Genomic DNA, 24,686 nt, shown 5'->3' with positions numbered 1-24,686 from the left:
CTACATGCAATGAGTTCGACTGCGTCGAACGGCGCTGCGCGCCCATCCCCGGATGAACACCTCCACTCAGCCTTCCGAGGGGGCGGGTGGATCAAGATCAAAAGCTGCAGGCGAGCTAACGCTCGGCCTGATGAGTGGTGAAGAGCATTAGGTGCACGTCGATCCATTGTAGGAGCGAGCCTGCTCGCGATGGCGGCCTGCCAGCCGACCTGGTTTCGCGGACGTATCAATCCGTAGGAGCTGCCGAAGGCTGCGATCTTTTGATCTTGCTTGTAAGCAATAAAGCCAAAAGATCGCAGCCTCGTTGCACTCGACAGCTCCTACAGGGAAACACGCACGCATCAGAACCAGGCCGGCCGGTAGGCCGCCTCGGACGCTGTTGCGGTACACGCCCCCTCGTGAGGCCGAGTGGAGGTTCTGCGCAGTGGGCAACCCGGCATGGATGCCGGGTTAGCCGCCGCCGGCCATGGATGGCCGATGGCGGCGGGCCCACGGAGCAGGACCGGAGCGAGGGCATGCCGAGCCTAGGCGAGGCACCGAACGTCAGGGGCAAGAGCCCTTTGGTTACTTTGGGGCTTTTCCAAAGTGACCCGCCGTAAGGGCGGAACCCTAAGTGGCCGTTACCGCAGCAACGGATATGTACACCCACAAAATACTCATCGCCTGACACACAGCCATCGCAAGCAGGCTCACCCCCACACGGAATCGAGGACAATCGCAAAATCTCCTTGCATTACCTGCAATCGGGCCATCTCCCCGAAATAACGGATGGCGGTGTACAATCGCGTTCTTATACCCTCTGTTGATCATGCGAAGGATTTTCCGGATGTTGTCGCGCTTTCCTGCCGTCACCCGCTGCCTGACACTTGCCGCCCTTTTGGTGGCCGGTCCCGTTGCAGCATTGGAGTTTCCCCTGCCACCGCCCGGTGAAGACATCATCGGCCAGGTGCAGGTGATCAAGGCCAAGTACGAAGATACCTTCGCCGACCTTGGTACCGCCTACGATCTGGGCTACACGGAAATGGTCGCGGCCAACCCGGGTGTCGATGCATGGTTGCCAGGCACCGGCACGGAAATCATTCTGCCGACCCGCTTCATCCTGCCACCGGGCCCGCGTGAAGGCATCGTGATCAACCTGGCCGAGTACCGCCTCTACTACTACCCGAAAGGCAAGAACGTGGTGTACACGTTCCCGCTGGGTATCGGTCGTGAAGGCTGGGGCTCGCCGATTGCCCACACCAGCATCACCGCCAAGACGCCGAACCCGACCTGGACGCCTCCGGCTTCGATCAAGGCCGAGCACGCAGCAGACGGTGATCCGCTGCCCAACGTCGTGCCAGCCGGCCCAGACAACCCGCTGGGGCCGTTCAAGTTCACCCTGGGCACACCGGGCTACCTGATCCACGGTTCGAACAAGAAGTTCGGTATCGGCATGCGCACCAGCCACGGTTGCTTCCGCATGTTCAACAACAACGTGCTGGAAATGGCGGGCATGGTGCCGGTCGGTACGTCGGTGCGGATCATCAACGACCCGTACAAGTTTGGTTTGAGTGGCGGCAAGGTCTATCTGGAGGCGCATACGCCGCTGGACGACAAGGGCAACCCGTCGGTGGTCGACAAGCACACCGCGGTCATCAACGCGATGCTCAAGCGTGAAGACATCACTAACAACCTGCGCATGAACTGGGATGTGGTGCGTGATGTGGTTGCCGCTGAAGACGGCCTGCCGGTGGAGATTGCTGTGCCGGGCAACAACGCCGTACCGATGGTGTCGAGCACTCCGGTCGACCCGATGCAGTAAGCTTGTAAAGAGCCCGTCGGCGCGGACTGCGTCGACGGGTTTTTTATTGCCTGGAGAAACGCCGGGCAATAAAAAAGCCGACCCAAAAAATGGATCGGCTTGATAACAATCCCGAAGGATTATTACTTGCGGCTAGCTTTGTCCAGCATGCGCAGAGCACGCTCGTTAGCTTCGTCAGCAGTCTGTTGTGCTTTTTGAGCAGCAGCCAGAGCTTCATCAGCTTTACGGTAAGCTTCGTCTGCACGAGCCTGGGAGCGAGCAGCTGCGTCTTCAGTAGCGGTCAGACGTGCTTCGGTTTCTTTCGATGCGCTGCTGCAACCGGTAGCCAGAACTGCGGCCAGAGCCAGAGCAGAGAATTTCAGAACGTTGTTCATCGTGTTCCCCTTCAAGGACTTTCTATTAAGTAGCTATCTCCTCCGATTGAGGAAATAGCCGGCGTACATACTACCTATTACTTGTAGTAAGTAAAACTGACGTGACGCAAGAAGCAAAAAAAATTGTAGGCGTTGATTCTTTTTCGAGCAACTTTTAACTGAACTGATTAAAAAACATCCAGCTGCAAGGCCCGTGGCTGAGCCAGCTGGCGAGAAAAAGTTCCTTCGGCATACCGCTCTTTTTCCAGTCTGGCTAGAGCCCGCCTACATGGATTCGTCTACACTTTTGTTCGGCTTTTGCGTAGCGCCTCCCAATATCTTTCTCGATGTTCAGGTGACTTTAACAACGGGCGCTCGTCTTAAGTCTCAACATCCGGCAATGTTCAGGCTATCGACCCGGAGTGATCTTCGGTCGAGCCATTCCTGCGTGATCCGGAGCAGCACCCGCCAACCCGCACGATGACGAGCGCACCTTGAGCATTTCTGCCAATGGTGCCTACTATTTGTAGGTGCTCGGTAGCGCGAGATCGGTGCAGCTCTTCTCGGTGTCCATTCAGGCACGGGGTGGCGTAGATGTTCCTTCGCCGGAAAAACATCGGTAAGGTAGGGGTCGGAATTCCAGACCCGCGAGGAGTAGTGATGAGCGAGGCGTTGTCCATCCACCATGACCAGGCTGGTCATCAGTTCGAGACCAATGTGGACGGTCATCGTGCCTATCTGACCTACATGGATCTGGGGAAGCAGACCCTGGATATCTATCGCACCTTCGTGCCCAACGCATTGCGTGGTCGCGGTATTGCGGCAGCCTTGACCGAGAAGGCGCTGGAGTACGCTGACGAAATGGGTTACACCGTCATTCCATCGTGCTCCTACGTCGAGCGCTACATGGAGCGTCACCAGCGGCATGCGGCCAAGCTGAGTCAGTGACCTTCAACAAAACGAACGCATAAAAAAACGCCGGGCTCAGCCCGGCGTTTTTTTGTGTGCGTTTTTTGTGCAGGCAAACAGGCGATCAGCTGCGATCGCGTTTGGGCAACACATCCTTGAGCTTGGCATGCATGCTGCGCAAGGTGTTTTCGGTCGCGGTCCAGTCGATGCAGGCGTCGGTGATCGACACGCCGTATTGCAGGTCGGCGAGGTCTTTCGGGATCGCCTGGCAGCCCCAGTTCAGGTGGCTTTCAACCATCAGGCCGATGATCGACTTGTTGCCTTCGAGGATCTGGTTGGCGACGTTTTCCATCACCAGCGGTTGCAGGGCCGGATCCTTGTTGGAGTTGGCGTGGCTGCAATCGACCATGATGTTCGGCTTGATCTTCGCCTTGTTCAACGCCTGCTCGCAGAGCGCAACGCTGACCGAATCGTAGTTCGGCTTGCCGTTGCCGCCGCGCAGCACCACGTGACCGTAGGCATTGCCCTTGGTGGTCACGATCGACACGCCACCTTCCTGGTTGATGCCCAGGAAGCGATGCGGGCTGGAAACCGACTGCAGGGCGTTGATCGCCACGGTCAGACCGCCATCGGTGCCGTTCTTGAAGCCGACGGCCGAGGACAGGCCGGACGCCATTTCGCGGTGAGTCTGGGATTCGGTGGTGCGCGCGCCGATGGCCGACCAGCTGATCAGGTCCTGCAAGTATTGCGGGGAGATCGGGTCGAGGGCTTCGGTGGCGGTTGGCAGGCCTTTTTCGGCCAGGTCCAGCAGCAATTGGCGACCGATGTGCAAGCCGTCCTGGATCTTGAACGAGTCGTCCAGGTACGGGTCGTTGATCAAGCCTTTCCAGCCGACGGTGGTACGGGGCTTCTCGAAATACACGCGCATGACCAGATACAGGGTATCGGACACTTCGGCAGCGAGAGCCTTCAGGCGCTCGGCATACTCGTGGGCGGCCTTGATGTCGTGGATCGAGCAAGGCCCGATGACGACGAACAGGCGGTGGTCGGTGCCATCCAGAATGTTGCGAATGACTTCGCGGCCCTTGGTGACAGTGCGCAGTGCGGTGTCGCTCAGGGGAATATCGCGCTTGAGCTGATCGGGAGTGATCAGTGTCTCGTTGGAGGCGACGTTTAGGTCGTTGATCGGTAAATCAGCCATCGTTTACTCGTCAGGTCACGGGTGCCGGCCGCCAGCGAACCCGCGCGGCGGAGCACAGCAAATTAAGCGCGTCGGGGAGCCGAACCTTAGCGCGTTACACCGTGGCTCGACAATGGGCAGACACTGGTTTAGGGGCCATTCTCAGTCAGTTTCCCCAACGTGGCCGGCAAACCCGTCGGGAACGCCCCTAATCCAGCACAGGCAAGGCAAAAGCCTTGCGCACCGATTCGTGAGAAAACTCGTCGGCATGCTCCTGGAGCCATTCGAGGGCCAGGGCCTGGATACCCTGCAAGTCGTCGTGGGCGTCATGCAGGCGGCAGTAGCGTTCGATCTGGCACACCTGCTCGCCCATCCGGGCGCTGAACAGCATTTGTTCGTCGACGAAGGCGATGCCCACCAGATAACCGCGCTTGCGCCGCAGGCACCAGGCGACATAGCCCAGGTAACGCGCGTCCGGATTCACGGTCGGCATGCGAACTTCCAGCGCTGTGCCGTGGCGCCACGCGCGGTGATAATTGCAAGCCATGCCCCCGAGGCTGATAGTGTGCAGTTGTCGTCGCGAAATACATTCAGGTTTCAGCAACGTTAATTCGACGGGCACATCGTCAGGGTGAGGAATAAATCGTCCCATGAACACAGACTCCATGTGTCGGCCATCTGACATTGTTCTCCCAAGTATAGTGGTCGAATTGGAACTGACCGATTTTGACGCCGACCAACGGCTGCTGGCGATGAGCGGTGTATCGCTGGTCATTTTCACCAGTGTCGGCTGCGCCGGTTGCCGGTTTGCCCGCGAGCAATTGCCGACACTCGACCTGGCAGTCGATCGACTGTGCTGGATCGATGCCGGCAACAACGGCGGGGTGGTCGAGCGTTATCAGGTCTTTCACTTGCCGGCGCTGTTTGTCGTTCGCGACGGCGAATTCTTTGGAGCACTGAAATCGCGCCTGACCGACACCGAGCTCAACCGGGCCGTGCGCCAGGCGCTGAGTCGAACAGCAGAGGAGTTGCCATGATGGGGACAGTTGCTAGGCCGACGATCGGCATAATCGGGACCGGCGCAATCGGTGGTTTCTACGGGGTAATGCTGGCGCGTGCCGGTTTTGATGTGCATTTTCTGCTGCGCAGCGAGTTTTCCGCTGTGGCCGAGCACGGGTTGCAAGTCGATAGCGCGCCCCATGGCGCGCTGAAACTGAACCCGGTGCAGGCTTATTCGAACGCTGAAGACATGCCGCCCTGCGACTGGCTGCTGGTGGGCGCGAAAACCACCAGCAACGCCGACCTGGCACCCGCTATCCTGCAAGCGGCGGCACCGAACGCCAAGGTACTGCTGTTGCAAAACGGCCTGGATGTCGAAGACAGCCTGCGCGCGTTGCTCCCCGATTCGCTGCATGTGCTTGGAGGGCTCTGCTACATCTGCGTCCATCGCGAGGCGCCGGGCGTCATCACTCATCAGGCGTTGGGCGCGGTGCACGTTGGTTATCACAGCGGTCCTGCCGATGGGCCGGCACGCACTGCGATTGTCGAGGAAGGTGTCGGCCTGTTCCGCAGCGCCGGTCTCGATTCCCAGGCCATGGCGAATTTGCATCAGGCGCGTTGGCAAAAACTGGTCTGGAATATCCCTTACAACGGTCTCTCGGTGTTGCTGGGAGCGAGCACCACACCGTTGATGGCCGATGCCGACAGTCGCGAACTGATCAAGGCGCTGATGGCTGAAGTGGTGCAAGGCGCAGTCGCGTGCGGGCACGGTGTACCGGCGGGGTATGCCGAGCACTTGTTCATGGTGACCGAAAAAATGCCTGACTACTGGCCGAGCATGTACCACGATTTCCTGCACAAACGACCGCTGGAGCTGGCCGCGATCTACGCCCGGCCACTGGCGGCCGCCAGGGCCGCGGGGTGTGAGATGCCGCGCATCGAGGCCTTGTATCGCAGTTTGAGTTTCATTGATCGACGAAACACCTGAGTCGACCAACCTGAGGGAGAAGGGCATGCCGAAGGCAATTGACGACAAACTGGTGCTGGCGATTTCTTCGCGAGCGCTGTTCGACCTGAGCGAAAGCCACAAGGTCTATCTGTCGAGCGGTGTCGAAGCCTACCGGCAGTATCAGATCGAACACGAAGACGAAATCCTCCAACCCGGCGATGCCTTTGCGTTGGTGCAGAAACTCCTGAACCTCAACAATAGCCTCGGCCGTGCCCGGGTCGAGGTGATTCTGGTGTCGCGCAACAGCGCCGACACCGGGCTGCGGGTATTCAACTCGATTGACCATTACGGACTGGCAATCTCTCGCGCGGCCTTTGTCGGCGGGCGCAGTCCGTATCCCTACCTCAAGGCCTTTGGCTGCGACCTGTTTCTCTCGACCCACGCCGAAGACGTACGCAATGCACTGGACGCCGGGTTCGCCGCGGCGACCATTCTGTCGGGCGGTGCCAGTCGTGCGGCCAGCGACGAATTGCGCATCGCCTTCGACGGAGACGCGGTGCTGTTTTCCGATGAGTCGGAGCGCGTTTATCAGGCCGGTGGTCTGGAGGCGTTCCAGGCCAGCGAGCGTGAGGCCGCCCGCGAGCCGTTGCGCGGTGGGCCGTTCAAGGGCTTTCTCGCGGCCCTCAATCTGTTGCAGCGTGAGTTCCCGGAGGACGCCTGTCCGATCCGTACTGCGCTGGTCACGGCGCGATCGGCGCCGGCCCATGAGCGAGTGATTCGCACGTTGCGCGAATGGGACATCCGTCTCGACGAGTCGCTGTTCCTCGGCGGCCTGACCAAGTCAGCCTTTCTCGAAGCCTTCGCGGCCGATGTGTTTTTCGACGATCAGGCCGGCCACTGCGAATTGGCCCGTGAAGTCGTCGCCACCGGTCATGTGCCCCATGGCATAAGCAACGAGCAAAAGGTTTAAGCCCACTGTTCAATGCGTTGCGCCGCATGTCGTAGTCGCCAAGGCACTGCTAAGCTGAATCAAATCTCCGCCATGTTGGCAGTCGAGGAGGTCATATGATTCGTTCGATGCTGTATGCCACTGACCTTGGCCTGTACGCGCCCGTGGTGATGCAGCATGCCCTGGAACTGGCCCGGACCTTCAATGCCGATTTGTATGTGGTGCATGCGGTTGAACCCATGGGGTTGTTTGCCGAGTCGGTGCTGCAAAGTTATCTCGATGAACAGGCGCTGAACGAGTTTCACAGCCAGGGCCTGAATACAGTGATTGCCAGTATCGAGCAGCGGGTGCTCGACAGTTTTCGTGAGGAGTTGGGGGATGAAGGGGAGCACGATCTGGAGCGGATTCAGGCAGTACGGGTGGTGCAGGGCGACCCATCGCAGGTGATTCTGGACCAGGCGCAGAAACTCTCCGTGGATTTGTTGATCGTAGGGAGTCACAGCCACGGTGCGGGTGCGGAAACGCCTTTGGGGCGAACCGCCGCCCGTGTGCTGCAACTGTCCAAGGTGCCGGTCTATCTGGTGCCGCTGGTGCAACGTCGTCGCCAAGGGGATCTCTAGAACACGAATAATGGCAATTTGACAAAAAAGTTCTAGATTTATTCTTCGAACCATTAATATAGTTATATACCGTCGCTGATGCCCGTGGCGTCTACCTGCTTTGAGGGATTCATATGAAGCTTCAACAATTGCGCTACATCTGGGAAGTGGCGCACCACGACCTCAACGTTTCCGCTACAGCCCAAAGCCTTTACACCTCTCAACCGGGCATCAGTAAACAGATCCGTCTGCTGGAAGACGAACTGGGCGTCGAGGTTTTTGCCCGCAGCGGCAAGCACCTGACCCGCGTTACCCCGGCCGGCGAACGCATCATCACCACCGCTGGCGAAATTCTGCGCAAGGTTGAAAGCATCAAGCAGATCGCCCAGGAATTCTCCAACGAGAAGAAGGGCACCCTGTCGATTGCCACCACTCACACCCAGGCGCGTTATGCGTTGCCGCCGGTGATCAGCAATTTCATCAAGCAATACCCGGACGTGGCCCTGCATATGCATCAGGGTTCGCCCATGCAAATCGCCGAAATGGCCGCCGACGGCACCGTGGATTTCGCCATCGCCACCGAAGCGCTCGAGCTGTTCGGTGATCTGGTGATGATGCCGTGCTACCGCTGGAACCGTTGCGTGGTCGTGCCTCAGGGCCACCCGCTGACCAAACTGTCGAAACTGACCCTCGAAGCCCTGGCCGAATACCCGATCGTGACGTACGTGTTCGGTTTTACCGGCCGGTCGAAGCTCGACGAAGCATTCAGCCATCGTGGCCTGACGCCGAAAGTGGTGTTCACCGCCGCCGACGCCGACGTGATCAAGACCTATGTTCGCCTGGGTCTGGGTGTGGGCATCGTGGCGAAAATGGCTGTCGACAGCAAACTCGACAGCGACCTGGTGGTGCTTGATGCCAGCGAACTGTTCGAGTCCAGCGTGACCAAGATCGGCTTCCGTCGCGGCACCTTCCTGCGTGGTTTCATGTGCGACTTCATCGAGAAGTTCGCGCCGCACCTGACCCGCGAAGTCATGGCCAAGGCCATTCAGTGTCACAACAAGCAGGAACTGGAAGAGCTGTTCGAGGGCGTCGAACTGCCCGTTCACTGATAGTGTTTCCTGCCGGTCAAACCACCTCGGTGACAGCGAACTGTTGCCGAGCGCCCGCCACCAGAATCTCCACCTCATCGCCCTCGAACTTGCCCAGCAGGCTTTTGCCCAGCGGTGAGCGCGGGGTGATGACGGTTATCAGTTGCCCCACCAGATCGACCTTCAATCCGGCTGCATCGGGGGCGAGAAACAGCCATTGTTCGCGCCCCCTTTCGTCCTCGAGCCCGAGCAGCGCGCCCACTTCGATGCCCCGCTGATCGTCATACGGGCGCAGGGCCAGGTTCTGGCAGAGGCTCAGTGACTGGCGAATTTCCTCGACCCGCCTGGCTTGCCCGGCCGCGAGATAGGACGCTTCCAGCCCCAGGGTGTCGTATTTGTTCTCGGCGATGTTTTCTTCATGGGTCGCCGTTTCGTAAGCGGTTTGCGCGGCCCGTTCGGCGATGTCTAGATCGACCCGCAGCTTGTCGAGAATCAGTTGGTGGACTGTGTGCTTATTCATGATCAATCGCAGAATTGCAGGACGTTGGCGCGGCTTTTTTCGCTGGGTGCAGTCCGGTCCTGTTGCAGCCAGAACTGACAGCTTGGGTTGGATAGGTTGCGACTGCTGCTGCGCGCCTGATCGAGCCGTTGCTGCTGCTCGTTCTTGCGCAGGTTTTCTTCATATAGCTCAAACAACGGACTCTGTGGCGGAATGTCCGGCACCGGTTGCGCTGCCACCGGTGGTTTGGCCAGTTGCTCCACAGCTGCTGCCACAGGTGCCAGTTGCTCGCTGAAAAGCAGGCGCGAAGCGAGCCAGCAGGTCAGCACAATGGCAATGAATCCCAGCCACATGCCGAGGGCGATGCTGCCGGTCAATTGCAGGGCATTGAGGCTGATTGGGAAAGAGCGGTGCGGAGTGGGGCGGTGGGGCATGGTTGCTTCCTGGCGAAAGGTCACGGGCGAGTGGCGATTGTCGCATGAAGAATAATCACCGTCGGCTCTTCTGCACGGGGTAATTTATGCGGACAATCGGCGCCTTTGCCAACGGGAACCTGGAATGCCTGAAATGAAAACCCGCTGGGATATTTTTTGCACCGTAGTCGATAACTTCGGCGACATCGGCGTGACCTGGCGACTGGCCCGACAACTGGTCGCCGAACATGGGCTGGCGGTGCGTCTATGGGTCGATGATCTGCGAGCGTTCGAGCGCCTGTGCCCGGAAATCGACATCCACGCTGCGCAGCAGTGGCAACAAAACGTCGAAGTGCGCCAATGGCCAGCCGAGTGGCAACCGACCGAAGCCGCCGATGTGGTGATTGCTGCATTTGCCTGCCAATTGCCGAGCGCCTACATGGACGCCATGGCCGAACGGGAAAAGACGCCGCTGTGGATGAACCTCGACTACCTGAGTGCCGAGGACTGGGTGATCGGCTGCCACGGTTTGCCCTCGGTGAAGTACAAAAGCGTGCAGAAGTTCTTTTTCTTTCCGGGGTTCCAGAAGGGCACTGGCGGGTTGTTACGTGAGCGTGGATTGCTTGAGCGTCGTCGGCAATTTCAGCAAGACCCGCAGGCTCAAAGAGAATTCCTGCACGGTTTGGGGATTGATCGTGCACCCGGTGCGCAGTTGATCTCATTGTTTGCCTACGAAAACACCGGGCTGGCCAGTTGGCTCGATGCGATGGCTGGCGATTCTACGGCCACTCATCTGCTGGTGCCGGAAGGGCGGATTCTCGGCGACGTAGAGCGTTGGCTCGGTGTGGAGGGTTTGGCGGCCGGTGCCGTGCATGTGCGTGATGCCTTGACCGTGCAAGTGCTGCCATTCGTCCGCCAGGACCAATACGACTTGTTGCTATGGTGTTGCGATTTCAATGCCGTGCGCGGCGAAGACTCCTTTGTGCGCGCTCAATGGGCCGGCCGGCCATTTCTCTGGCACATCTACCGGCAGGAAGAAGATATCCATCTGGACAAACTCGAGGCCTTCCTCGAAGTCTATATAAAGGGGCTTTCTGAACCTGCGCGGGAGGCGATCAGCGGTCTCTGGCGGGCGTGGAACGCTGGTGAAAAAATAGCCGACCACTGGCAATTCACCCGTAAACACTGGCCAGAGCTGGAAAAACACGCCGAGGCGTGGTGTCTGGAACAGGCCTTGCAGGCCGATCTTGCCACGGCGCTGGTACAGTTTTATGGAAATTGGATATGATACGCGGCCTAGATTTTTGTAAATCCCATCCAAATTCGGATATTCGCAATGAAAACTGGTAAAGRACTGAAACCCGGGACCGTGATTCGTCTCGAAAACGATCCTTGGCTGGTTCAGAAAGCTGAATTCACCAAATCCGGTCGTAACAGCGCGATCATGAAGACCAAGCTGAAGAACCTGCTGACCGGTTACAAGACCGAGATCGTTTACAGCGCCGACGACAAACTGGACGACGTAATCCTCGACCGCAAAGAAGCGACCCTGTCCTTCATCAGCGGCGATACCTACACGTTCATGGACACCACCGACTACACCATGTACGAGCTGAACGCTGAAGACATCGAAGCCGTTCTGCCTTTCGTTGAAGAAGGCATGACCGATGTTTGCGAAGCGATCTTCTTCGAAGAGCGTCTGGTTTCCGTAGAGCTGCCGACCACCATCGTGCGTCAGGTTGACTACACCGAAGGTTCCGCTCGCGGCGACACTTCCGGCAAGGTGATGAAGCCTGCCAAACTGAAGAACGGTACCGAGCTGTCGGTTGCTGACTTCATCGAAATCGGCGACATGATCGAGATCGATACCCGCGAAGGCGGTTCCTACAAAGGCCGTGCCAAATAAGCACCGCTTGAGGAATGAAAAAGCCCGACCATTGAGTCGGGCTTTTTTGTGCCTGGATGAAACATCCAGTTCTCCTGTAGGAGCGAGCCTGCTCGCGATGGGCGTTAACGATAACGCGAGCTTCCTGAATGCCCGCGTTGTCTGGGCGTCCATCGCGAGCAGGCTCGCTCCTACAGTTGGGCGGTGTTATTTCAAGTGCTGTTTCAGTTCTTCAGACGCCTGCAACATCGCCGAACGCACCGCCGGCACCTGGCTTACCACGTTGAGCAAACCGTAGTCGTGGATCAAGCCGTTGTAGCGAATCGAGGTCACCGGCACACCGGCTTCATCGAGTTTGCGGGCGTAGGCTTCGCCTTCATCGCGTAACACGTCGGCACCGGCGGTCTGCACCAGCGCTGGAGGCAATCCTTTCAACTGGGCGGTGGTCGCGCGCAGTGGTGAGGCGTAGATCTCGTTCCGTTGATTGGCGTCGGTGGTGTAGTTGTCCCAGAACCACTTCATCATGTTTTTGGTGAGGAAGTGCCCTTCGGCGAACTGGTTGTAGGACGCTGTTTCGAAGTTGGCATCAGTCACCGGCCACAACAGCACCTGGAACTTGATCGCCGGTGTGCCCTTGTCCTTGGCCATCAGCGCAACCACGGCCGCCATGTTGCCGCCGACACTGTTGCCGGCTACTGCCAGGCGCTTGCCATCGACGTTGATCTCTTTACCGTGCCCGGCCACCCATTGGGTCGCCGCGTAAGCCTGGTTGATCGCCACCGGGTAATGCGCTTCCGGCGACGGCGTGTAGTTGACGAAGACGGCCGCTGCACCCGAACCCGTCACCAGGTCACGTACCAGCCGCTCGTGGGTCGGGAAATCTCCCAGTACCCAGCCACCGCCGTGGAAGAACATGAATACGGGCAGCTCACCCTTGACCCCGGCCGGCCGGACGATGGTCAGGCTGATCGGTTGGCCGTCGACTTGAATGGTCTTCTGGCTGACATCGGCTTTTGGCTGCGTCAGCTTCACCCCGGCCTGCGCGCCTACCAGAACGGCGCGGGCCTCGGCGGGCGTCATTTGCTCCATCGGCTTGCCGGTACCGGCGTTCAGAACGTCGAGGAATGCCTGGGTGTTGTGTTCAACCCCAGTACCTGCGAACGCGTTGCTGATGGACAAGGCGAGAAGGGTACCGGTCAAGACTTTGCTGAAAGTGTTCATGTTCGTTTCCTGTTCGGGCCTGGGTAGTCAGCGCTTAGACGGTTACGTGCAGACGCACATCGACGTTGCCACGGGTGGCGTTGGAGTACGGGCAGACCTGGTGGGCCGCGTCGACCAGTGCTTGTGCGTCGGCTTGTTCAAGACCGGGCAGGCTGATGTGCAGGTCGATGTCCAGACCGAAACCGCCAGGGATCTGGCCGATGCCGACATGGGCGGTGATCGAAGCGTCGTTCGGGATGCTGCGCTTGGTCTGGCTGGCCACGAATTTCAGGGCGCCGATGAAGCAGGCGGAGTAGCCGGCGGCGAACAGTTGCTCAGGGTTGGTGGCTGCGCCGCCGGCACCGCCGAGTTCTTTCGGGGTGGCGAGTTTGACGTCGAGGATGTTGTCGCTGGAAACCGCACGACCGTCACGGCCACCGGTGGAAGTTGCGATTGCGGTGTAGAGAGTTTGCATGGTGAAAGCCTCGTTCAGGGTTTGGTTTGCGCTAAATGTTTGCGCGCTAATTAAGTGCGAGGTGAATGTATCGCGCCAATATTTAGCGCGCAAGATAAAATTTCAAACAGATTTGAAAAAGCGAAATGTCAGCGAGGGCGTTTTTGTTGGAAGTGTTGAGCTAGAGCTATCGAGGGAAATTTTTCAAGAAGAGGTGGCGAACCCGATTTTTCGGTCCCGCGCAAAACAAATGTGGGAGCGAGCTTGCTCGCGATTGCAGTCTCACATTCAGCAATGATGTTGACTGACACACCGCCATCGCGAGCAAGCTCGCTCCCACAAGGGATTTGTGGTGAATTGAAAATTACAGGCTGTCTTGCAGGTGACGACGCAGTTCCTGCAGCTCCGCTTGCAGGTTTTGCAGGCGCTCCAGTGTCATCCCGCTAGCGCCGAGGATGCACTGGGGAATATCCCGGGCCTTGTCGCGCAAGGTCCGGCCCTGTTCGGTGAGTTCGACGATCACCACGCGCTCGTCCTCGCGGCTGCGGGTGCGGCTGAGCAAGCCTTCGGCTTCCAGGCGCTTGAGCAACGGCGTCAACGAGCCAGGGTCGGTCAGCAACCGCGTGCTGATTTCGCCTACGGTCAAACCGTCCCTTTCCCACAAAACCATCATCGCCAGGTATTGCGGGTAGGTCAGTCCCAGCACCTGCAGCAAGGGTTTGTAGACCTTGGTCATCATCAGCGAAGTGGAATGCAGGGCGAAGCAGGCCTGATTGTCCAGCAGCAGGTTGTCGCAGTTGTCCGGGGAGTTGCGCTCGGTGGTCATGTCGAAGCCTTGATCTGTGATCTTAGGAATCTAGCGGGCGAATCTTTAATGCGCCAGATAAATTTGATCAGTGCTGTTGCAAATGGGTTTGCAGCAGCAGATCCCAGGGTGGAACCGGGCTGAAGCGGGTTTTCAGGTACTCCAGCAACAAGCGACTGCGGGAGTTGGGTTGCTGTTCCAGGCGCAAGGCGTAGATGCCGGTGCTTTCCGGTTTCGGCAGGCCGCTGTCGCAGAACAGCGGCAGCAACTCACCCCGCAACAGGTACTCGCTGACCAGCCAGGTTGGCAGGTGCGCGATACCCAGTCCGGCCAGCGCGCCGCAGACCAGCGCCTCGGCATTGTTGGCACTCATGCGGACCCGCGCCGGCCGGTGCAACTGCATTTGCCCGTCGCGCTCGAAACGCCAGGCGAAGGGCGGGGCCAGGCCATCCCAGTCGAGTCCGTCGTGTTCAGTCAGTTGTGAGGGCTCGGTTGGCACGCCGCGACGCTGCAAGTAATCAGGGCTGGCGCAGGCGATACGCACCATGCTCGCCAGTGGCGTGGCTACCAGCCGGGTATCGGCCAATTGCCCGGCGCGCAGCACCAGATCGACCTTGCCGAGGTTCAGGCCCTGCATGTCGACGAAGCTGTCGATCAGGTGCAGTTGCACATCGAGACCGGGATAGAGCAAGAGGAAATCGGCGATCACCGGTGCCAGGTGCCGGCGCCCAAAGGCTGTCGGCGCATCGATGCGAATCAGACCTTCCGGCGCGCTGCTCAGAGACACCGCTTCGGCCCGGGCCAGGCGCAACTCGGCGACGATCCGCCGTGCGCGCTCGGCAAAGGCCAATCCCGCCGGGGTGGCGCGTACTGCATGAGTGCTGCGCAGGAACAGCTGACTGCCGACCGCGCTTTCCAGGCTGTCGATTCGCCGTGCCACGGCCGAAGGGGTCAGCGGATGACGGCGCGAGGCGGCGGAAAAACTGCCGGTTTCCAGCACGTCGAGGAACAAGACCAGTTGGTCGGTCAGTTGATTGGGGTTCATGGCAGGTTTGCGCTTGTGCGAATTTGGCACAGCCATTGTGCGATGCTGTGCGTTTCCGCGCCAGAAGCAACTGCGTAGGATCAAAGGCCTGACGGCAACGGGGAAAATGCTGTGATTGAGTTTTTGATGTATCTGGTGTTCGGCGCTGCGTTGGGCACGCTCGGCGGGTTGTTTGGCATCGGCGGCGGCCTGATCGCCATTCCGCTGCTGGGCGTGCTGTTCGGGCTCGATCAGCAGATAGCCCAAGGCACAGCGCTGGTGATGGTGGTGCCGAACGTGATGCTGGCGCTGTGGCGCTATCATCAGCGCAACCGGATCGAACTGCGCCACGCGCTACCGCTTGCGATCATGGGGTTCTGCTTCGCCTGGCTCGGATCGATCTGGGCGGTAGGCATCGATGCGCAAACCATGCGCATAGGCTTTGTCGCGTTTCTGATCGCGCTGTCGGCGTACAACCTCGTTCGCATGTTCGCCGCCAGCGCTCCGCCGGCTTCGCAGATGAACTATTCATGGCCCTGGCTGGGCGTACTGGGTGCTGCATCGGGCACGATGGGCGGGTTGTTTGGCGTGGGGGGCGCGGTGGTGGCGACACCGGTGCTGACCAGTCTGTTCGGCACCAGCCAAGTGGTTGCGCAGGGGTTGTCGTTGGCGCTGGCCTTGCCGAGTACCGGGGTGACGCTGGTGACTTACGCCGTGCACCATCAGGTCAGCTGGGTGATCGGCTTACCCTTGGCGGTCGGCGGGCTGATGAGCATCAGTTGGGGCGTGAAGGTTGCCCACGCATTGCCGGAGCGGCTGCTGCGCGGGCTGTTTTGCGGGTTCCTGGTGTTCTGTGCGGCGATGCTCGCCTTCAAAGTTTGAAGCCTTCGATGATGTGCTCGGCCAGGCACTCGGTGATCGGTGACGGGTTATGCAGGTTGCGCACGAGCATGATGCTGGCCTCGGGCAGCAACGGCAGGTCCTCGGCTGCACCGAGGATGCGCATGTCCGCGGTGATCAGGCTTTCAAGCTGCGCCGTGACGGCCAGCCCGGCGCTGACTACTGCCATGATCGCCGACAGGCTGTCGCTGTTGTACGCCACCCGGTAGTCGCGCCCTTGGGCATCCAGGGCATTGCAGGCCCACAGGCGGCAGAAGCAATCACTGTTGAACATTGCCAGCGGCAGCGGCGTCTGCTCATGAGCGCTGTAGCATTGCGCTTCGGCCCAGACAAAACGTTCCTTGCGCAACAACTGGCCGATTTCGCTGCCCGGCTCGCGGGTGACGATGGACAGGTCGAGGTCCTGGCGCATCAGCAGTTGCTTGGATGATTCGCAGTGCACTTCTATCTGAATCAGCGGGTAGGACTGGGCAAACCGGCGCAGAATCCCCGGGAGGAATCGCATCACATAATCGTCCGGCGTGCCGATGCGCACCGTGCCGACCATGTCGGGTTCGCGCAAGGTATTGAAGACCTCGCTGTGCAGCTTGAGGATCCGCCGCGCATAGCCCAGCAACACCTGGCCTTCAGCCGTCAGCCGCACCTGCCGCCCGTCGCGCTGGAACAACTGACGCTGCAGCACATCTTCTTCCAGGCGTTTCATCTGCATGCTGACGGCTGACTGGGTGCGGTTGACGATTTCGCCGGCGCGGGTAAAGCCGCCCTGGTCGGCGATGGCGACGAAGGTGCGCAACACTTCGGTATCGATACTCGGGTAGGCGGACATCCATCAATCTCCGAGATATGTGACATCAGAAACATTCGTTGGATTGATCTTAGACCCGGCGCGAGACTGGAGCCATCCAAACGGAGGGCAACAAGATGAAAGGTCAACATGAGTTCCACGGTGCAGAAAAACACTCGATTCACGTGATATCCGATCTGCTGCACAAGGTCGGCCGCTGGTACGAACTGCATCGCGAGCGCGAACTGCTGGCGAGCTTGAGCGACGAAGCACTCAAGGACATCGGCATGAGCCGTGCGGATGTGGAGAACGAGTCGATCAAACCGTTCTGGAATGACCCGATGCATAAATGACCCGATCAATAAATGATGAGTGCCACGCTACACAAACCCCTTACCGGTGAGGTAGGTTGCGAGCAGACAAGGAGGCACCCATGCGCGCAACGTTGTCCTTTACCCTCAACCAGGCTCGGCGTCTGGCGCTGGCCGCCCAAGGGTTCAACGGGCGGTCGCCGCCAGCGGCGATCAAGGCTGTTGCACTCAATCGCCTGATCGAACGGCTGGGCATTTTGCAGATCGATTCGGTCAATGCATTGGTGCGTTCGCACTACCTTCCGCTGTTTTCCCGCCTCGGTAACTATTCTTCCGATTTACTCGACCAGGCTGCCTGGGGTCAGGGTAGGCGACGTACGTTGTTCGAGTATTGGGGCCATGAAGCCTCGTTATTGCCACTTTCCATGTACCCCTTGATGCGTTGGCGCATGCAGCGTGCAGCCCGTGGCGAAGACATTTATCAGCAATTGGCGCGCTTTGGCCGTGAACAGCAAGACACCATTCGCCGGGTGCTGGCTTCGGTCGAGGAGCAGGGCGCGCTGGGGGCCGGAAGTCTGTCGACCCGTCAGGAACGAGCCGGTCCCTGGTGGGACTGGAGCGCGGAAAAGCATGCGCTGGAGTGGTTGTTCGCGGCCGGTGAAGTGACCGTTGCCGGACGGCGCGGATTCGAAAGGCTCTACGATCTGCCGGAGCGGGTGATTCCCCGGGCGGTTCTTGCGCACCCCGTCCTGAGTGAAGGCGATGCCCAGCGCGGCCTGTTGCGGCATGCGGCAACGGCCTTGGGAGTCGGCACGGAGAAAGACTTGCGTGACTATTTCCGCTTGAACCCTGCGGACAGCCGCCCACGTTTGGCCGAATTGGTCGAGGCCGGTGAATTGCAGACCTGCGAAGTCCAGGGCTGGCGGCAACCGGCCTATTGTCTGGCCGGGCCAAAAGTGCCGCGCAAAGTCGTCGCCAGTGCATTGCTCTCGCCGTTCGATTCGCTGATCTGGGAGCGCAGCCGGACCGAGCGGCTGTTTGATTTCCGCTATCGATTGGAGATCTACACGCCGCAGGACAAGCGGGTGTACGGCTATTACGTCCTGCCGTTTTTGCACAACGAGCGGATTGCCGCACGGGTAGACCTGCGCGCCGAACGGGCGGCGGGCCGTTTGGCCGTGCATGCGGTGCATGAAGAGGAAGCGGGGCTGGACGAGGAGGGGATGCTGGCGTTGGCGGTCAATCTGCGGCAGATGGCGGATTGGCTGGGGCTGGCGCAGGTTCAGTTGAATTGCCCGCGGGCGAGTGCGGCAAGGTTGCGGGTGGCGTTCACTCAAATTGGCGGTGTTTGATCTGACGCCATCGCGAGCAAGCTCGCTCCCACAGTTGACCGAGTTGTTCGGGCGAACGCAGTCCAATGTGGGAGCGAGCCTGCTCGCGAAGGGCGCGGCGCAATTTAGCGCCGAACCTGCTTCAGTGTCTCGGCAATCAAAAACGCCAGCTCCAGCGACTGATCGGCATTCATCCGCGGGTCGCAATGGGTGTGGTAGCGATCCGATAAGCCATCCTCGGTGATCGGCCGCGCACCACCGATGCACTCGGTCACGTTCTGCCCGGTCATTTCGATGTGGATACCACCGGCATAACTGCCTTCGGCTTCGTGCACCTGGAAGAACTGCTTCACCTCGCCAAGGATCTGCGCGAAGTCGCGGGTCTTGTAGCCGCTGCTGGCCTTGATCGTATTGCCGTGCATCGGGTCGGAACTCCACAGCACCTGCTTGCCTTCACGCTGGACGGCGCGGATCAGCTGCGGCAAGTGATCGCCGACCTTGTTCGCGCCCATCCGCGCGATCAGGTTCAGGCGACCCGGATCGTTCTGCGGGTTGAGCACGTCGATCAAACGAATCAGGTCGTCGGGGTTCATGCTCGGGCCGACCTTGACCCCGATCGGGTTGTTCACCCCGCGCAGGAATTCGACGTGGGCACCGTCGAGCTGGCGGGTGCGGTCGCCGATCCACAGCATGTGGGCCGAGCAGTCGTAGTAATCGTTGGTCAGGCTGTCACGACGCACGAAAGCTTCTTCGTAGTTCAGCAGCAGCGCTTCGTGGGCCGTGAAGAAACTGGTTTCGCGCAACTGCGGCGAGGTGTCCATGCCACAAGCGCGCATGAACGCCAGGGTTTCATCGATACGGTCGGCCAGGTGGCTGTACTTTTCCGCCAGCGCCGAGTTGGCAATGAAGTCCAGGTTCCACTTGTGCACCTGATGCAGATCGGCAAACCCGCCCTGGGCGAACGCGCGCAACAGGTTCAGGGTGGCGGTGGACTGGTGGTAGGACTGCAGCAGGCGTTCCGGGTCCGGTACGCGGTTTTTTTCGTCGAAACCGATACCGTTTACGATATCACCGCGGTAGGCGGGCAGGGTCACGCCATCGATGGTTTCGTCGTTGGCCGAGCGGGGCTTGGCGAACTGCCCAGCCATGCGCCCGACCTTGACCACCGGGCAGCCGGCGGCAAACGTCATCACGATCGCCATCTGCAACAACACTTTGAAGGTGTCGCGGATTTTCGCCGCGGAGAATTCGGCGAAGCTTTCGGCGCAGTCGCCACCCTGTAATAGAAACGCTCGGCCCTGGGTCACCTCGGCAAACTGACGGCGCAACTCACGGGCTTCACCGGCAAATACCAGCGGCGGATAGCTGGCCAGGGTCTGCTCGACCTGCTGCAAATGCGCGGCGTCGGGGTATTGGGGTTGTTGCTGGATCGGCAGGGCGCGCCAGCTGTCAGGGCTCCAGGGTTGGCTCATCACGGTCTCTAGTGTTTTCGCTCGGACCTCCATGTTATCAGCAAATTAGTGCGTGACCTGTTCCCGTCGCTTCGCCGACAATCTCGCCTTTGCCGCTCTCTATACGCGGTGTTATTGCGTTGCCGGCCCCGGTGACGATCAGGAGATGAAATGACTGAGGAGCGCGTCGAGCATCTGCTCGCCGAGGTACAGGACGAGTTCGGCGTGATTCGTGTGCTGGAAGTGGCCGATTACCGTTTTCTCGAGTTCGGTGATGCCATCGAGCAAAGTTGCGTGTTCACCGCCGATCCGAGCTGGCTCGAGTACGACTATACCCGGGCGATGCTGATCGGCGCGCTGTGCCACGAGCAACCGGAAAGTGCGCTGTTTCTCGGCCTCGGCGCCGGGACGCTGACCCAGGCCTGCCTCAAGTTCCTGCCGTTGGAAGATGTCGAAGCCATCGAACTGCGCCCGGATGTACCGCGCCTGGCCATCGAGTACCTGGGGCTGGATGACGATCCGCGCCTGTACATCCGCGTTGGCGATGCGCTGGAGCTGCTGGACACCGCCGAATCGGCCGATCTGATTTTCGTCGACCTTTACACCGATGTCGGTCCGGGTGTCGGGCATCTGGCCTGGAGCTTTCTGGAAAACTGCCAGAAGCGATTGAATCCGGGGGGCTGGCTGGTCATCAATCAATGGGCTACCGACGATGGCAAACCCTTGGGCGCCGCGTTGTTGCGTGGTTTGTACCACCGACATTACTGGGAGCTGCCGGTGAAGGAGGGCAACGTGATTCTGATCGTGCCGTCGGAACTGGATCAGGAACTGGACATGGACGGCCTGATCGCCCGCGCCGAAGCGCTGGCGCCACGGTTGGGGTATTCGCTGGATTCGTTGATCAAGTGCATTCGTCCGGCGACATGAGTTGTCTGTGAAGGCGTCATCGCGAGTAAACTCGCTCCCACATCTGACTGCGATCCCCTGTGGGAGCGAGCTTGCTCGCGATAGCTTTCCAACTGGCGCTACAAGGCTAAAGCCCTTTGAACACTCCAGGCCGCCGCTCCACCATCGACCGCACACCCTCCTTGACGTCCTCGCTGGCCATCAACTTCTTGACCAGCAGCGGCAACGCCTTTGCCGCTGCGGTTTCCCCTTCATACCGGGCCTGTCGAGCAGACATCAGCGTCGCCTGCACCCCTAGCGGTGCCTGCCGGGCGATCCGCTCGGCCAGTTCAATCGCCCGGGGCAGCAAGTCCTCGCTGGCCATGACCTCCTGCACCAGGCCCAGGTGCAAGGCATCACGGGCGTCGAACTCATCACCAGTCAACAACCAGCGCATGGCATTGCCCCAACCGGAAACCTGATGCAGACGCAGGGTGGCGCCGCCGAACGGGAAGAGCCCGCGTTGCACTTCCATCTGTGCGAACCGGGTGTTGCTGGCGCACAGGTTGATGTCGGCGGCCARCATCAATTCGATGCCGATGGTCAGGCAATAGCCTTGGGCGGCGACGATTACCGGTTTGCTGACCCTGGGACCTGCGAACACCCCCCACGGATCACAGCCGCCAGGGGGGACCTGCCAGCCTTCGGCGAGTGTAACGCTGGCATTGACCAGATCGAGCCCGGCGGTAAAGTGCTCGCCATGAGCGAACACCACCGCCACGCGCGCCTCGCTGTCGGCTTCGAACTCGCCATAGGCCAGACTCAACGCGTTGAGCAGGTCGAGATCGAAGGCGTTGCGCTTGGCTACCCGATCCAGACCGATCATGAACACATGACCATGCCGTTCGCGGCTGACTCGACTGGAGCTGGGCTGATTCATGGAGCGATCCTCGGGGTGGGAAGGGCGTGCCAGACCGGCGGTCTGCACGGCAAAGGATGAACCGTTTTAGCGCCATCACCCACAAGGCCGGGCCTTTGAAAAGTAGACGGCTGATCGATTATTCGCAAAGCCTGTCACACAACGGCGTATCCGGTGGATTTCCGATAAAAAAAGCTCCCTTTTTGGGTGAATTCCGGTATAGTGCGCGCCGGCCTTTAACCGGGCCGCGTTTAGGTAGCGCAATTCCCCGAAGCCAGCTTCGGCTGCACGTCCGCCCAGCGGACTCTTCCTTGACGATTCTTTTCATTCATTCGTTTTCGCAAATCCCCGCCGACAAAGCTGCCAGGGCGACTCTTGAGTCTCAACACGGCACGCGCAGCTTTGGAGCATGGGTCTTTGCGGATGCACTTAGAGGCAGACCCATGACCCAGGAAACCGGCGGCTTCGCCGCTTTTAATCTTAATCCGAATATTCTTGCAGCCGTCACCGCGACTGGCTACGAAGAGCCTTCGGCTATTCAGCAGCAATCGATCCCGATCATCATGGCCGGTCACGACATGATTGGTCAGGCGCAAACCGGTACGGGTAAAACCGCTGCGTTCGCCCTGCCGATCCTGCATCGCATCGATCCTGCAAAGCGCGAACCGCAAGCCCTGATCCTGGCCCCAACTCGTGAGTTGGCGCTACAAGTTGCAACCGCTTTCGAAACCTATGCCAAGCAAATGCCGGGCGTAACTGTTGTGGCTGTCTACGGCGGCGCGCCGATGGGCCCACAACTGAAAGCAATCCGTAATGGCGCACAGATCGTTGTCGCCACTCCGGGCCGTCTGTGCGACCACCTGCGTCGCGACGAAAAAGTACTGGCGACCGTGAACCACCTGGTTCTCGACGAAGCCGACGAAATGCTCAAGCTGGGCTTCATGGACGACCTGGAAGTTATCTTCAAGGCCCTGCCTGTCACCCGTCAGACCGTATTGTTCTCGGCCACCCTGCCGCAGTCGATCCGAGCCATTGCTGAACGCCACCTGCGCGATCCGCAACACGTGAAGATCCAGACCAAGACCCAGACCGTTACCGCGATCGAGCAGGCTCACCTGTTGGTTCACGCTGACCAGAAGACTTCGGCCGTTCTCAGCTTGCTGGAAGTGGAAGATTTCGACGCCCTGATCATGTTCGTGCGCACCAAGCAAGCGACCCTGGATCTGGCCAGTGCCCTGGAAGCCAAAGGCTACAAAGCCGCTGCGCTGAACGGTGACATCGCCCAGAACCAGCGTGAGCGGGTGATCGACTCCCTCAAGGATGGCCGTCTGGACATCGTTGTGGCGACCGACGTTGCCGCTCGTGGCCTGGACGTTCCGCGCATCACTCACGTATTCAACGTTGACATGCCGTACGATCCAGAGTCCTACGTTCACCGTATCGGCCGTACCGGCCGTGCCGGTCGCGAAGGTCGTGCACTGCTGCTGGTGACTCCGCGTGAGCGCCGCATGCTGCAAGTGATCGAGCGCGTAACCGGTCAAAAGGTTGCTGAAGTTCGCCTGCCAGACGCTCAAGCTGTTCTGGATGCGCGCATCAAGAAGCTGACCAACAGCCTGTCGCCGCTGGTGGCCGATGCCGAATCGACTCACGGTGATCTGCTGGATCGCCTGACTGCCGACATCGGTTGCAGCCCGCGTGCCCTGGCCGCAGCCCTGCTGCGCAAGGCAACCAACGCTCAAGCGCTGACCCTGGCTGCAATCGAGAAAGAGCGTCCACTGGTGCCTAACAATGCACCGCGTGGCGATCGTCCAGAGCGTTCCGGTGATCGTCCTGAGCGTGGTGACCGCGAGCGTCGTGCTCCGATGCCACTGGGCGAAGGCCGTGCACGTTGCCGTACCGCGCTGGGTGCGCGTGACGGTATCGCTGCCAAAAACCTGCTGGGCGCCATCCTCAACGAAGGTGGTCTGGCGCGTGAAGCCATCGGTCGCATCCAGGTGCGTGATAGCTTCAGCCTCGTCGAGCTGCCGGAAGATGGTCTTGAGAAGTTGCTGACCAAGCTGAAGGACACTCGCGTTGCCGGTAAGCAATTGAAGCTGCGTCGCTACCGCGAAGATTGATCCGCTTTCGGGCTGATTGATCGAACATAAAAAATCCCCGACTGGCTCGGGGATTTTTTATGCCTTATTGGCTAGCCGAAGCGATAGATGTCCATGCCCAATGCCCCCATGGTGAAGCCTTGGTGGGCAATGCTGAACTGCCCACCGGCGGCACGGGCAAAGTACAGCGGTAACAAGTGTTCGTCGCTGGGATGGTTGCGCACGGCATTCGGTGCCTGCGCGCGATAGTCGTGCAGCGCGGCTTCGTCGTTCGCGGCGAGTTTTTCGATCATCCAGTCACGAAACGCCTGAGCCCAAGGCTCAACGCTTTCGGGACCGGCATGCCAGTCCAGTTCCCGCAGGTTGTGGGTGATACTGCCTGAGCCGATCAGCAGGACTCCGTGCTCGCGCAGGCTGGCCAGCGCGTGGCCAACGCGGGTCTGCAGGGTGGGGCCGCCACGGGTGGGCAGCGAAACCTGGACAATCGGGATGTCTGCCTGCGGATACATCAGTGATAAAGGCACCCAGACGCCATGGTCGAAAGGCCGATTGCTGTCGATACGTGCTGGAAAGCCAGCGGTTTTCAATAACCCGGCAACCTCTGCGGCGAGTCGTGGGTCGCCTGGGGCTGGGTACTGCACTTCGAACAGGGCTTTGGGAAAGCCACCGAAGTCATGCCAGGTTTGCGGTTGTGGATTGCCGCTGACCAGCAGCTCATTGCTTTCCCAGTGTGCGGAAACAATCACGATGGCTTTTGGCTTCTGTATCTCGGCGGCCAGGCGGGCGAGTGCCGGCCCGCTGGCGCCGGGTTCCAGGGCGAGCATGGGGGAGCCGTGGGATATGTACAGGCTGGGGAACATGAATGAGCTCCTGAGAGTTAAGATGCAACATCTTCAGTCAGA

Annotated in this window: 27 protein-coding genes; 14 read left to right on the top strand and 13 right to left on the bottom strand. The window is 59.8% G+C overall.

What is annotated here, in order from left to right; translation table 11 throughout:
* The first annotated feature begins 826 nt into the window (after positions 1-826).
* Positions 827-1,801, top strand: coding sequence for a L,D-transpeptidase family protein (locus AC1DXW_RS14560; protein ID WP_477760132.1), 975 nt, complete (start codon positions 827-829; stop codon positions 1,799-1,801).
* A 122-nt stretch (positions 1,802-1,923) separates the two neighbouring features.
* Here AC1DXW_RS14560 and oprI read toward each other — a convergent pair whose 3' ends face one another.
* Positions 1,924-2,175, bottom strand: a complete 252-nt coding sequence (gene oprI / locus AC1DXW_RS14555) for an outer membrane lipoprotei OprI (RefSeq protein ID WP_003199355.1) — start codon at positions 2,173-2,175, stop codon at positions 1,924-1,926.
* 639 nt (positions 2,176-2,814) lie between these two features.
* Between oprI and AC1DXW_RS14550 the strand changes: the two genes are divergently transcribed.
* Positions 2,815-3,102, top strand: coding sequence for a GNAT family N-acetyltransferase (locus tag AC1DXW_RS14550; protein ID WP_007973562.1), 288 nt, complete (start codon positions 2,815-2,817; stop codon positions 3,100-3,102).
* An 85-nt stretch (positions 3,103-3,187) separates the two neighbouring features.
* Here AC1DXW_RS14550 and AC1DXW_RS14545 read toward each other — a convergent pair whose 3' ends face one another.
* Complete coding sequence (locus AC1DXW_RS14545; protein WP_477760131.1) at positions 3,188-4,264, bottom strand: 3-deoxy-7-phosphoheptulonate synthase; 1,077 nt, start codon at positions 4,262-4,264, stop codon at positions 3,188-3,190.
* A 187-nt stretch (positions 4,265-4,451) separates the two neighbouring features.
* Positions 4,452-4,895 (bottom strand): PilZ domain-containing protein, encoded by a 444-nt coding sequence (locus tag AC1DXW_RS14540; protein WP_477753758.1) that lies wholly within the window; start codon positions 4,893-4,895, stop codon positions 4,452-4,454.
* Here AC1DXW_RS14540 and AC1DXW_RS14535 point away from each other — a divergent pair.
* From AC1DXW_RS14535 to cysB, 5 genes are all read left to right on the top strand, one after another.
* Positions 4,894-5,280 (top strand): thioredoxin family protein, encoded by a 387-nt coding sequence (locus tag AC1DXW_RS14535; protein ID WP_108219647.1) that lies wholly within the window; start codon positions 4,894-4,896, stop codon positions 5,278-5,280. The genes AC1DXW_RS14540 and AC1DXW_RS14535 overlap by 2 nt on opposite strands.
* On the top strand, positions 5,277-6,230 hold the full coding sequence (locus tag AC1DXW_RS14530) for a putative 2-dehydropantoate 2-reductase (RefSeq protein ID WP_477760130.1): 954 nt from the start codon (positions 5,277-5,279) through the stop codon (positions 6,228-6,230). The genes AC1DXW_RS14535 and AC1DXW_RS14530 overlap by 4 nt, the downstream gene beginning before the upstream one ends.
* Positions 6,231-6,255: 25 nt before the next feature.
* Positions 6,256-7,161, top strand: coding sequence for a 5'-nucleotidase (locus tag AC1DXW_RS14525; protein WP_477756259.1), 906 nt, complete (start codon positions 6,256-6,258; stop codon positions 7,159-7,161).
* A 95-nt stretch (positions 7,162-7,256) separates the two neighbouring features.
* Entirely contained in the window at positions 7,257-7,760 is a 504-nt protein-coding gene (locus tag AC1DXW_RS14520; RefSeq protein ID WP_477760129.1) for a universal stress protein, read from the top strand.
* Between the two features lie 113 nt (positions 7,761-7,873).
* Entirely contained in the window at positions 7,874-8,848 is a 975-nt protein-coding gene (gene cysB, locus AC1DXW_RS14515; protein WP_046043380.1) for an HTH-type transcriptional regulator CysB, read from the top strand.
* Between the two features lie 16 nt (positions 8,849-8,864).
* Here the strand turns inward: cysB and AC1DXW_RS14510 are convergent, their stop codons facing one another.
* A complete protein-coding gene (locus AC1DXW_RS14510; RefSeq protein WP_477756257.1) occupies positions 8,865-9,347 on the bottom strand; it encodes a GreA/GreB family elongation factor in 483 nt (160 codons plus the stop codon).
* A 2-nt stretch (positions 9,348-9,349) separates the two neighbouring features.
* Entirely contained in the window at positions 9,350-9,760 is a 411-nt protein-coding gene (locus tag AC1DXW_RS14505; RefSeq protein ID WP_477756256.1) for a hypothetical protein, read from the bottom strand.
* A gap of 124 nt (positions 9,761-9,884) precedes the next feature.
* Between AC1DXW_RS14505 and earP the strand changes: the two genes are divergently transcribed.
* The gene (earP, locus tag AC1DXW_RS14500) at positions 9,885-11,027 is read left to right on the top strand and encodes an elongation factor P maturation arginine rhamnosyltransferase EarP (protein WP_477760128.1); all 1,143 of its coding nucleotides are present in this window, start codon (positions 9,885-9,887) and stop codon (positions 11,025-11,027) included.
* Positions 11,028-11,075: 48 nt separating this feature from the next.
* Positions 11,076-11,645, top strand: a complete 570-nt coding sequence (locus AC1DXW_RS14495; protein ID WP_477760127.1) for an elongation factor P — start codon at positions 11,076-11,078, stop codon at positions 11,643-11,645.
* Positions 11,646-11,831: 186 nt separating this feature from the next.
* Here AC1DXW_RS14495 and AC1DXW_RS14490 read toward each other — a convergent pair whose 3' ends face one another.
* From AC1DXW_RS14490 to AC1DXW_RS14475, 4 genes are all read right to left on the bottom strand, one after another.
* A complete protein-coding gene (locus AC1DXW_RS14490; RefSeq protein ID WP_477754044.1) occupies positions 11,832-12,845 on the bottom strand; it encodes an alpha/beta hydrolase in 1,014 nt (337 codons plus the stop codon).
* 34 nt (positions 12,846-12,879) lie between these two features.
* On the bottom strand, positions 12,880-13,299 hold the full coding sequence (locus AC1DXW_RS14485) for an organic hydroperoxide resistance protein (RefSeq protein ID WP_046031808.1): 420 nt from the start codon (positions 13,297-13,299) through the stop codon (positions 12,880-12,882).
* Positions 13,300-13,642: 343 nt separating this feature from the next.
* Positions 13,643-14,104 (bottom strand): MarR family winged helix-turn-helix transcriptional regulator, encoded by a 462-nt coding sequence (locus tag AC1DXW_RS14480; RefSeq protein ID WP_477754043.1) that lies wholly within the window; start codon positions 14,102-14,104, stop codon positions 13,643-13,645.
* 67 nt (positions 14,105-14,171) lie between these two features.
* A complete protein-coding gene (locus tag AC1DXW_RS14475) occupies positions 14,172-15,128 on the bottom strand; it encodes a LysR family transcriptional regulator (RefSeq protein ID WP_477754042.1) in 957 nt (318 codons plus the stop codon).
* A gap of 111 nt (positions 15,129-15,239) precedes the next feature.
* Between AC1DXW_RS14475 and AC1DXW_RS14470 the strand changes: the two genes are divergently transcribed.
* Positions 15,240-15,989, top strand: coding sequence for a sulfite exporter TauE/SafE family protein (locus AC1DXW_RS14470; protein WP_477754041.1), 750 nt, complete (start codon positions 15,240-15,242; stop codon positions 15,987-15,989).
* On the opposite strand, the gene AC1DXW_RS14465 is transcribed toward AC1DXW_RS14470, so the two are convergent.
* On the bottom strand, positions 15,979-16,833 hold the full coding sequence (locus AC1DXW_RS14465; protein WP_477754040.1) for a LysR substrate-binding domain-containing protein: 855 nt from the start codon (positions 16,831-16,833) through the stop codon (positions 15,979-15,981). The genes AC1DXW_RS14470 and AC1DXW_RS14465 overlap by 11 nt on opposite strands.
* Before the next feature lie 95 nt (positions 16,834-16,928).
* On the opposite strand from AC1DXW_RS14465, the gene AC1DXW_RS14460 reads away from it, so the two are divergent.
* Positions 16,929-17,144, top strand: a complete 216-nt coding sequence (locus tag AC1DXW_RS14460; RefSeq protein WP_007983517.1) for a DUF1127 domain-containing protein — start codon at positions 16,929-16,931, stop codon at positions 17,142-17,144.
* An 80-nt stretch (positions 17,145-17,224) separates the two neighbouring features.
* Complete coding sequence (locus tag AC1DXW_RS14455) at positions 17,225-18,454, top strand: winged helix-turn-helix domain-containing protein (RefSeq protein ID WP_477754039.1); 1,230 nt, start codon at positions 17,225-17,227, stop codon at positions 18,452-18,454.
* Between the two features lie 104 nt (positions 18,455-18,558).
* Here the strand turns inward: AC1DXW_RS14455 and AC1DXW_RS14450 are convergent, their stop codons facing one another.
* Positions 18,559-19,905: a class II 3-deoxy-7-phosphoheptulonate synthase gene (locus tag AC1DXW_RS14450; protein WP_477754038.1), complete on the bottom strand. Its 1,347-nt coding sequence runs from the start codon at positions 19,903-19,905 to the stop codon at positions 18,559-18,561.
* Positions 19,906-20,055: 150 nt separating this feature from the next.
* Here AC1DXW_RS14450 and AC1DXW_RS14445 point away from each other — a divergent pair, with 150 nt between their 5' ends.
* Complete coding sequence (locus AC1DXW_RS14445) at positions 20,056-20,811, top strand: spermidine synthase (RefSeq protein WP_108229894.1); 756 nt, start codon at positions 20,056-20,058, stop codon at positions 20,809-20,811.
* A 106-nt stretch (positions 20,812-20,917) separates the two neighbouring features.
* Here AC1DXW_RS14445 and AC1DXW_RS14440 read toward each other — a convergent pair whose 3' ends face one another.
* A complete protein-coding gene (locus AC1DXW_RS14440) occupies positions 20,918-21,709 on the bottom strand; it encodes a crotonase/enoyl-CoA hydratase family protein (protein ID WP_477754037.1) in 792 nt (263 codons plus the stop codon).
* A 422-nt stretch (positions 21,710-22,131) separates the two neighbouring features.
* Between AC1DXW_RS14440 and AC1DXW_RS14435 the strand changes: the two genes are divergently transcribed.
* Positions 22,132-23,805: a DEAD/DEAH box helicase gene (locus AC1DXW_RS14435; RefSeq protein ID WP_150756007.1), complete on the top strand. Its 1,674-nt coding sequence runs from the start codon at positions 22,132-22,134 to the stop codon at positions 23,803-23,805.
* 71 nt (positions 23,806-23,876) lie between these two features.
* Here AC1DXW_RS14435 and AC1DXW_RS14430 read toward each other — a convergent pair whose 3' ends face one another.
* Positions 23,877-24,644, bottom strand: coding sequence for a DODA-type extradiol aromatic ring-opening family dioxygenase (locus AC1DXW_RS14430; RefSeq protein ID WP_477754036.1), 768 nt, complete (start codon positions 24,642-24,644; stop codon positions 23,877-23,879).
* Positions 24,645-24,686: the final 42 nt, after the last annotated feature.

The organism is Pseudomonas sp. P4_C4 (assembly GCF_056402055.1).
Note: the sequence above shows the minus strand (reverse complement) of the source record. Positions and strands in the feature narration are given on the sequence as shown.

Coding starts and splice junctions, on each gene's coding strand:
- AC1DXW_RS14560 (WP_477760132.1), top strand. CDS start 827: ATGTTGTCGCGCTTTCCTGCCGTCACCCGCTGCCTGACACTTGCCGCC.
- oprI (WP_003199355.1), bottom strand. CDS start 2,175: ATGAACAACGTTCTGAAATTCTCTGCTCTGGCTCTGGCCGCAGTTCTG.
- AC1DXW_RS14550 (WP_007973562.1), top strand. CDS start 2,815: ATGAGCGAGGCGTTGTCCATCCACCATGACCAGGCTGGTCATCAGTTC.
- AC1DXW_RS14545 (WP_477760131.1), bottom strand. CDS start 4,264: ATGGCTGATTTACCGATCAACGACCTAAACGTCGCCTCCAACGAGACA.
- AC1DXW_RS14535 (WP_108219647.1), top strand. CDS start 4,894: ATGAACACAGACTCCATGTGTCGGCCATCTGACATTGTTCTCCCAAGT.
- AC1DXW_RS14540 (WP_477753758.1), bottom strand. CDS start 4,895: ATGGGACGATTTATTCCTCACCCTGACGATGTGCCCGTCGAATTAACG.
- AC1DXW_RS14530 (WP_477760130.1), top strand. CDS start 5,277: ATGATGGGGACAGTTGCTAGGCCGACGATCGGCATAATCGGGACCGGC.
- AC1DXW_RS14525 (WP_477756259.1), top strand. CDS start 6,256: ATGCCGAAGGCAATTGACGACAAACTGGTGCTGGCGATTTCTTCGCGA.
- AC1DXW_RS14520 (WP_477760129.1), top strand. CDS start 7,257: ATGATTCGTTCGATGCTGTATGCCACTGACCTTGGCCTGTACGCGCCC.
- cysB (WP_046043380.1), top strand. CDS start 7,874: ATGAAGCTTCAACAATTGCGCTACATCTGGGAAGTGGCGCACCACGAC.
- AC1DXW_RS14510 (WP_477756257.1), bottom strand. CDS start 9,347: ATGAATAAGCACACAGTCCACCAACTGATTCTCGACAAGCTGCGGGTC.
- AC1DXW_RS14505 (WP_477756256.1), bottom strand. CDS start 9,760: ATGCCCCACCGCCCCACTCCGCACCGCTCTTTCCCAATCAGCCTCAAT.
- earP (WP_477760128.1), top strand. CDS start 9,885: ATGCCTGAAATGAAAACCCGCTGGGATATTTTTTGCACCGTAGTCGAT.
- AC1DXW_RS14490 (WP_477754044.1), bottom strand. CDS start 12,845: ATGAACACTTTCAGCAAAGTCTTGACCGGTACCCTTCTCGCCTTGTCC.
- AC1DXW_RS14485 (WP_046031808.1), bottom strand. CDS start 13,299: ATGCAAACTCTCTACACCGCAATCGCAACTTCCACCGGTGGCCGTGAC.
- AC1DXW_RS14480 (WP_477754043.1), bottom strand. CDS start 14,104: ATGACCACCGAGCGCAACTCCCCGGACAACTGCGACAACCTGCTGCTG.
- AC1DXW_RS14475 (WP_477754042.1), bottom strand. CDS start 15,128: ATGAACCCCAATCAACTGACCGACCAACTGGTCTTGTTCCTCGACGTG.
- AC1DXW_RS14465 (WP_477754040.1), bottom strand. CDS start 16,833: ATGTCCGCCTACCCGAGTATCGATACCGAAGTGTTGCGCACCTTCGTC.
- AC1DXW_RS14460 (WP_007983517.1), top strand. CDS start 16,929: ATGAAAGGTCAACATGAGTTCCACGGTGCAGAAAAACACTCGATTCAC.
- AC1DXW_RS14455 (WP_477754039.1), top strand. CDS start 17,225: ATGCGCGCAACGTTGTCCTTTACCCTCAACCAGGCTCGGCGTCTGGCG.
- AC1DXW_RS14450 (WP_477754038.1), bottom strand. CDS start 19,905: ATGAGCCAACCCTGGAGCCCTGACAGCTGGCGCGCCCTGCCGATCCAG.
- AC1DXW_RS14445 (WP_108229894.1), top strand. CDS start 20,056: ATGACTGAGGAGCGCGTCGAGCATCTGCTCGCCGAGGTACAGGACGAG.
- AC1DXW_RS14435 (WP_150756007.1), top strand. CDS start 22,132: ATGACCCAGGAAACCGGCGGCTTCGCCGCTTTTAATCTTAATCCGAAT.
- AC1DXW_RS14430 (WP_477754036.1), bottom strand. CDS start 24,644: ATGTTCCCCAGCCTGTACATATCCCACGGCTCCCCCATGCTCGCCCTG.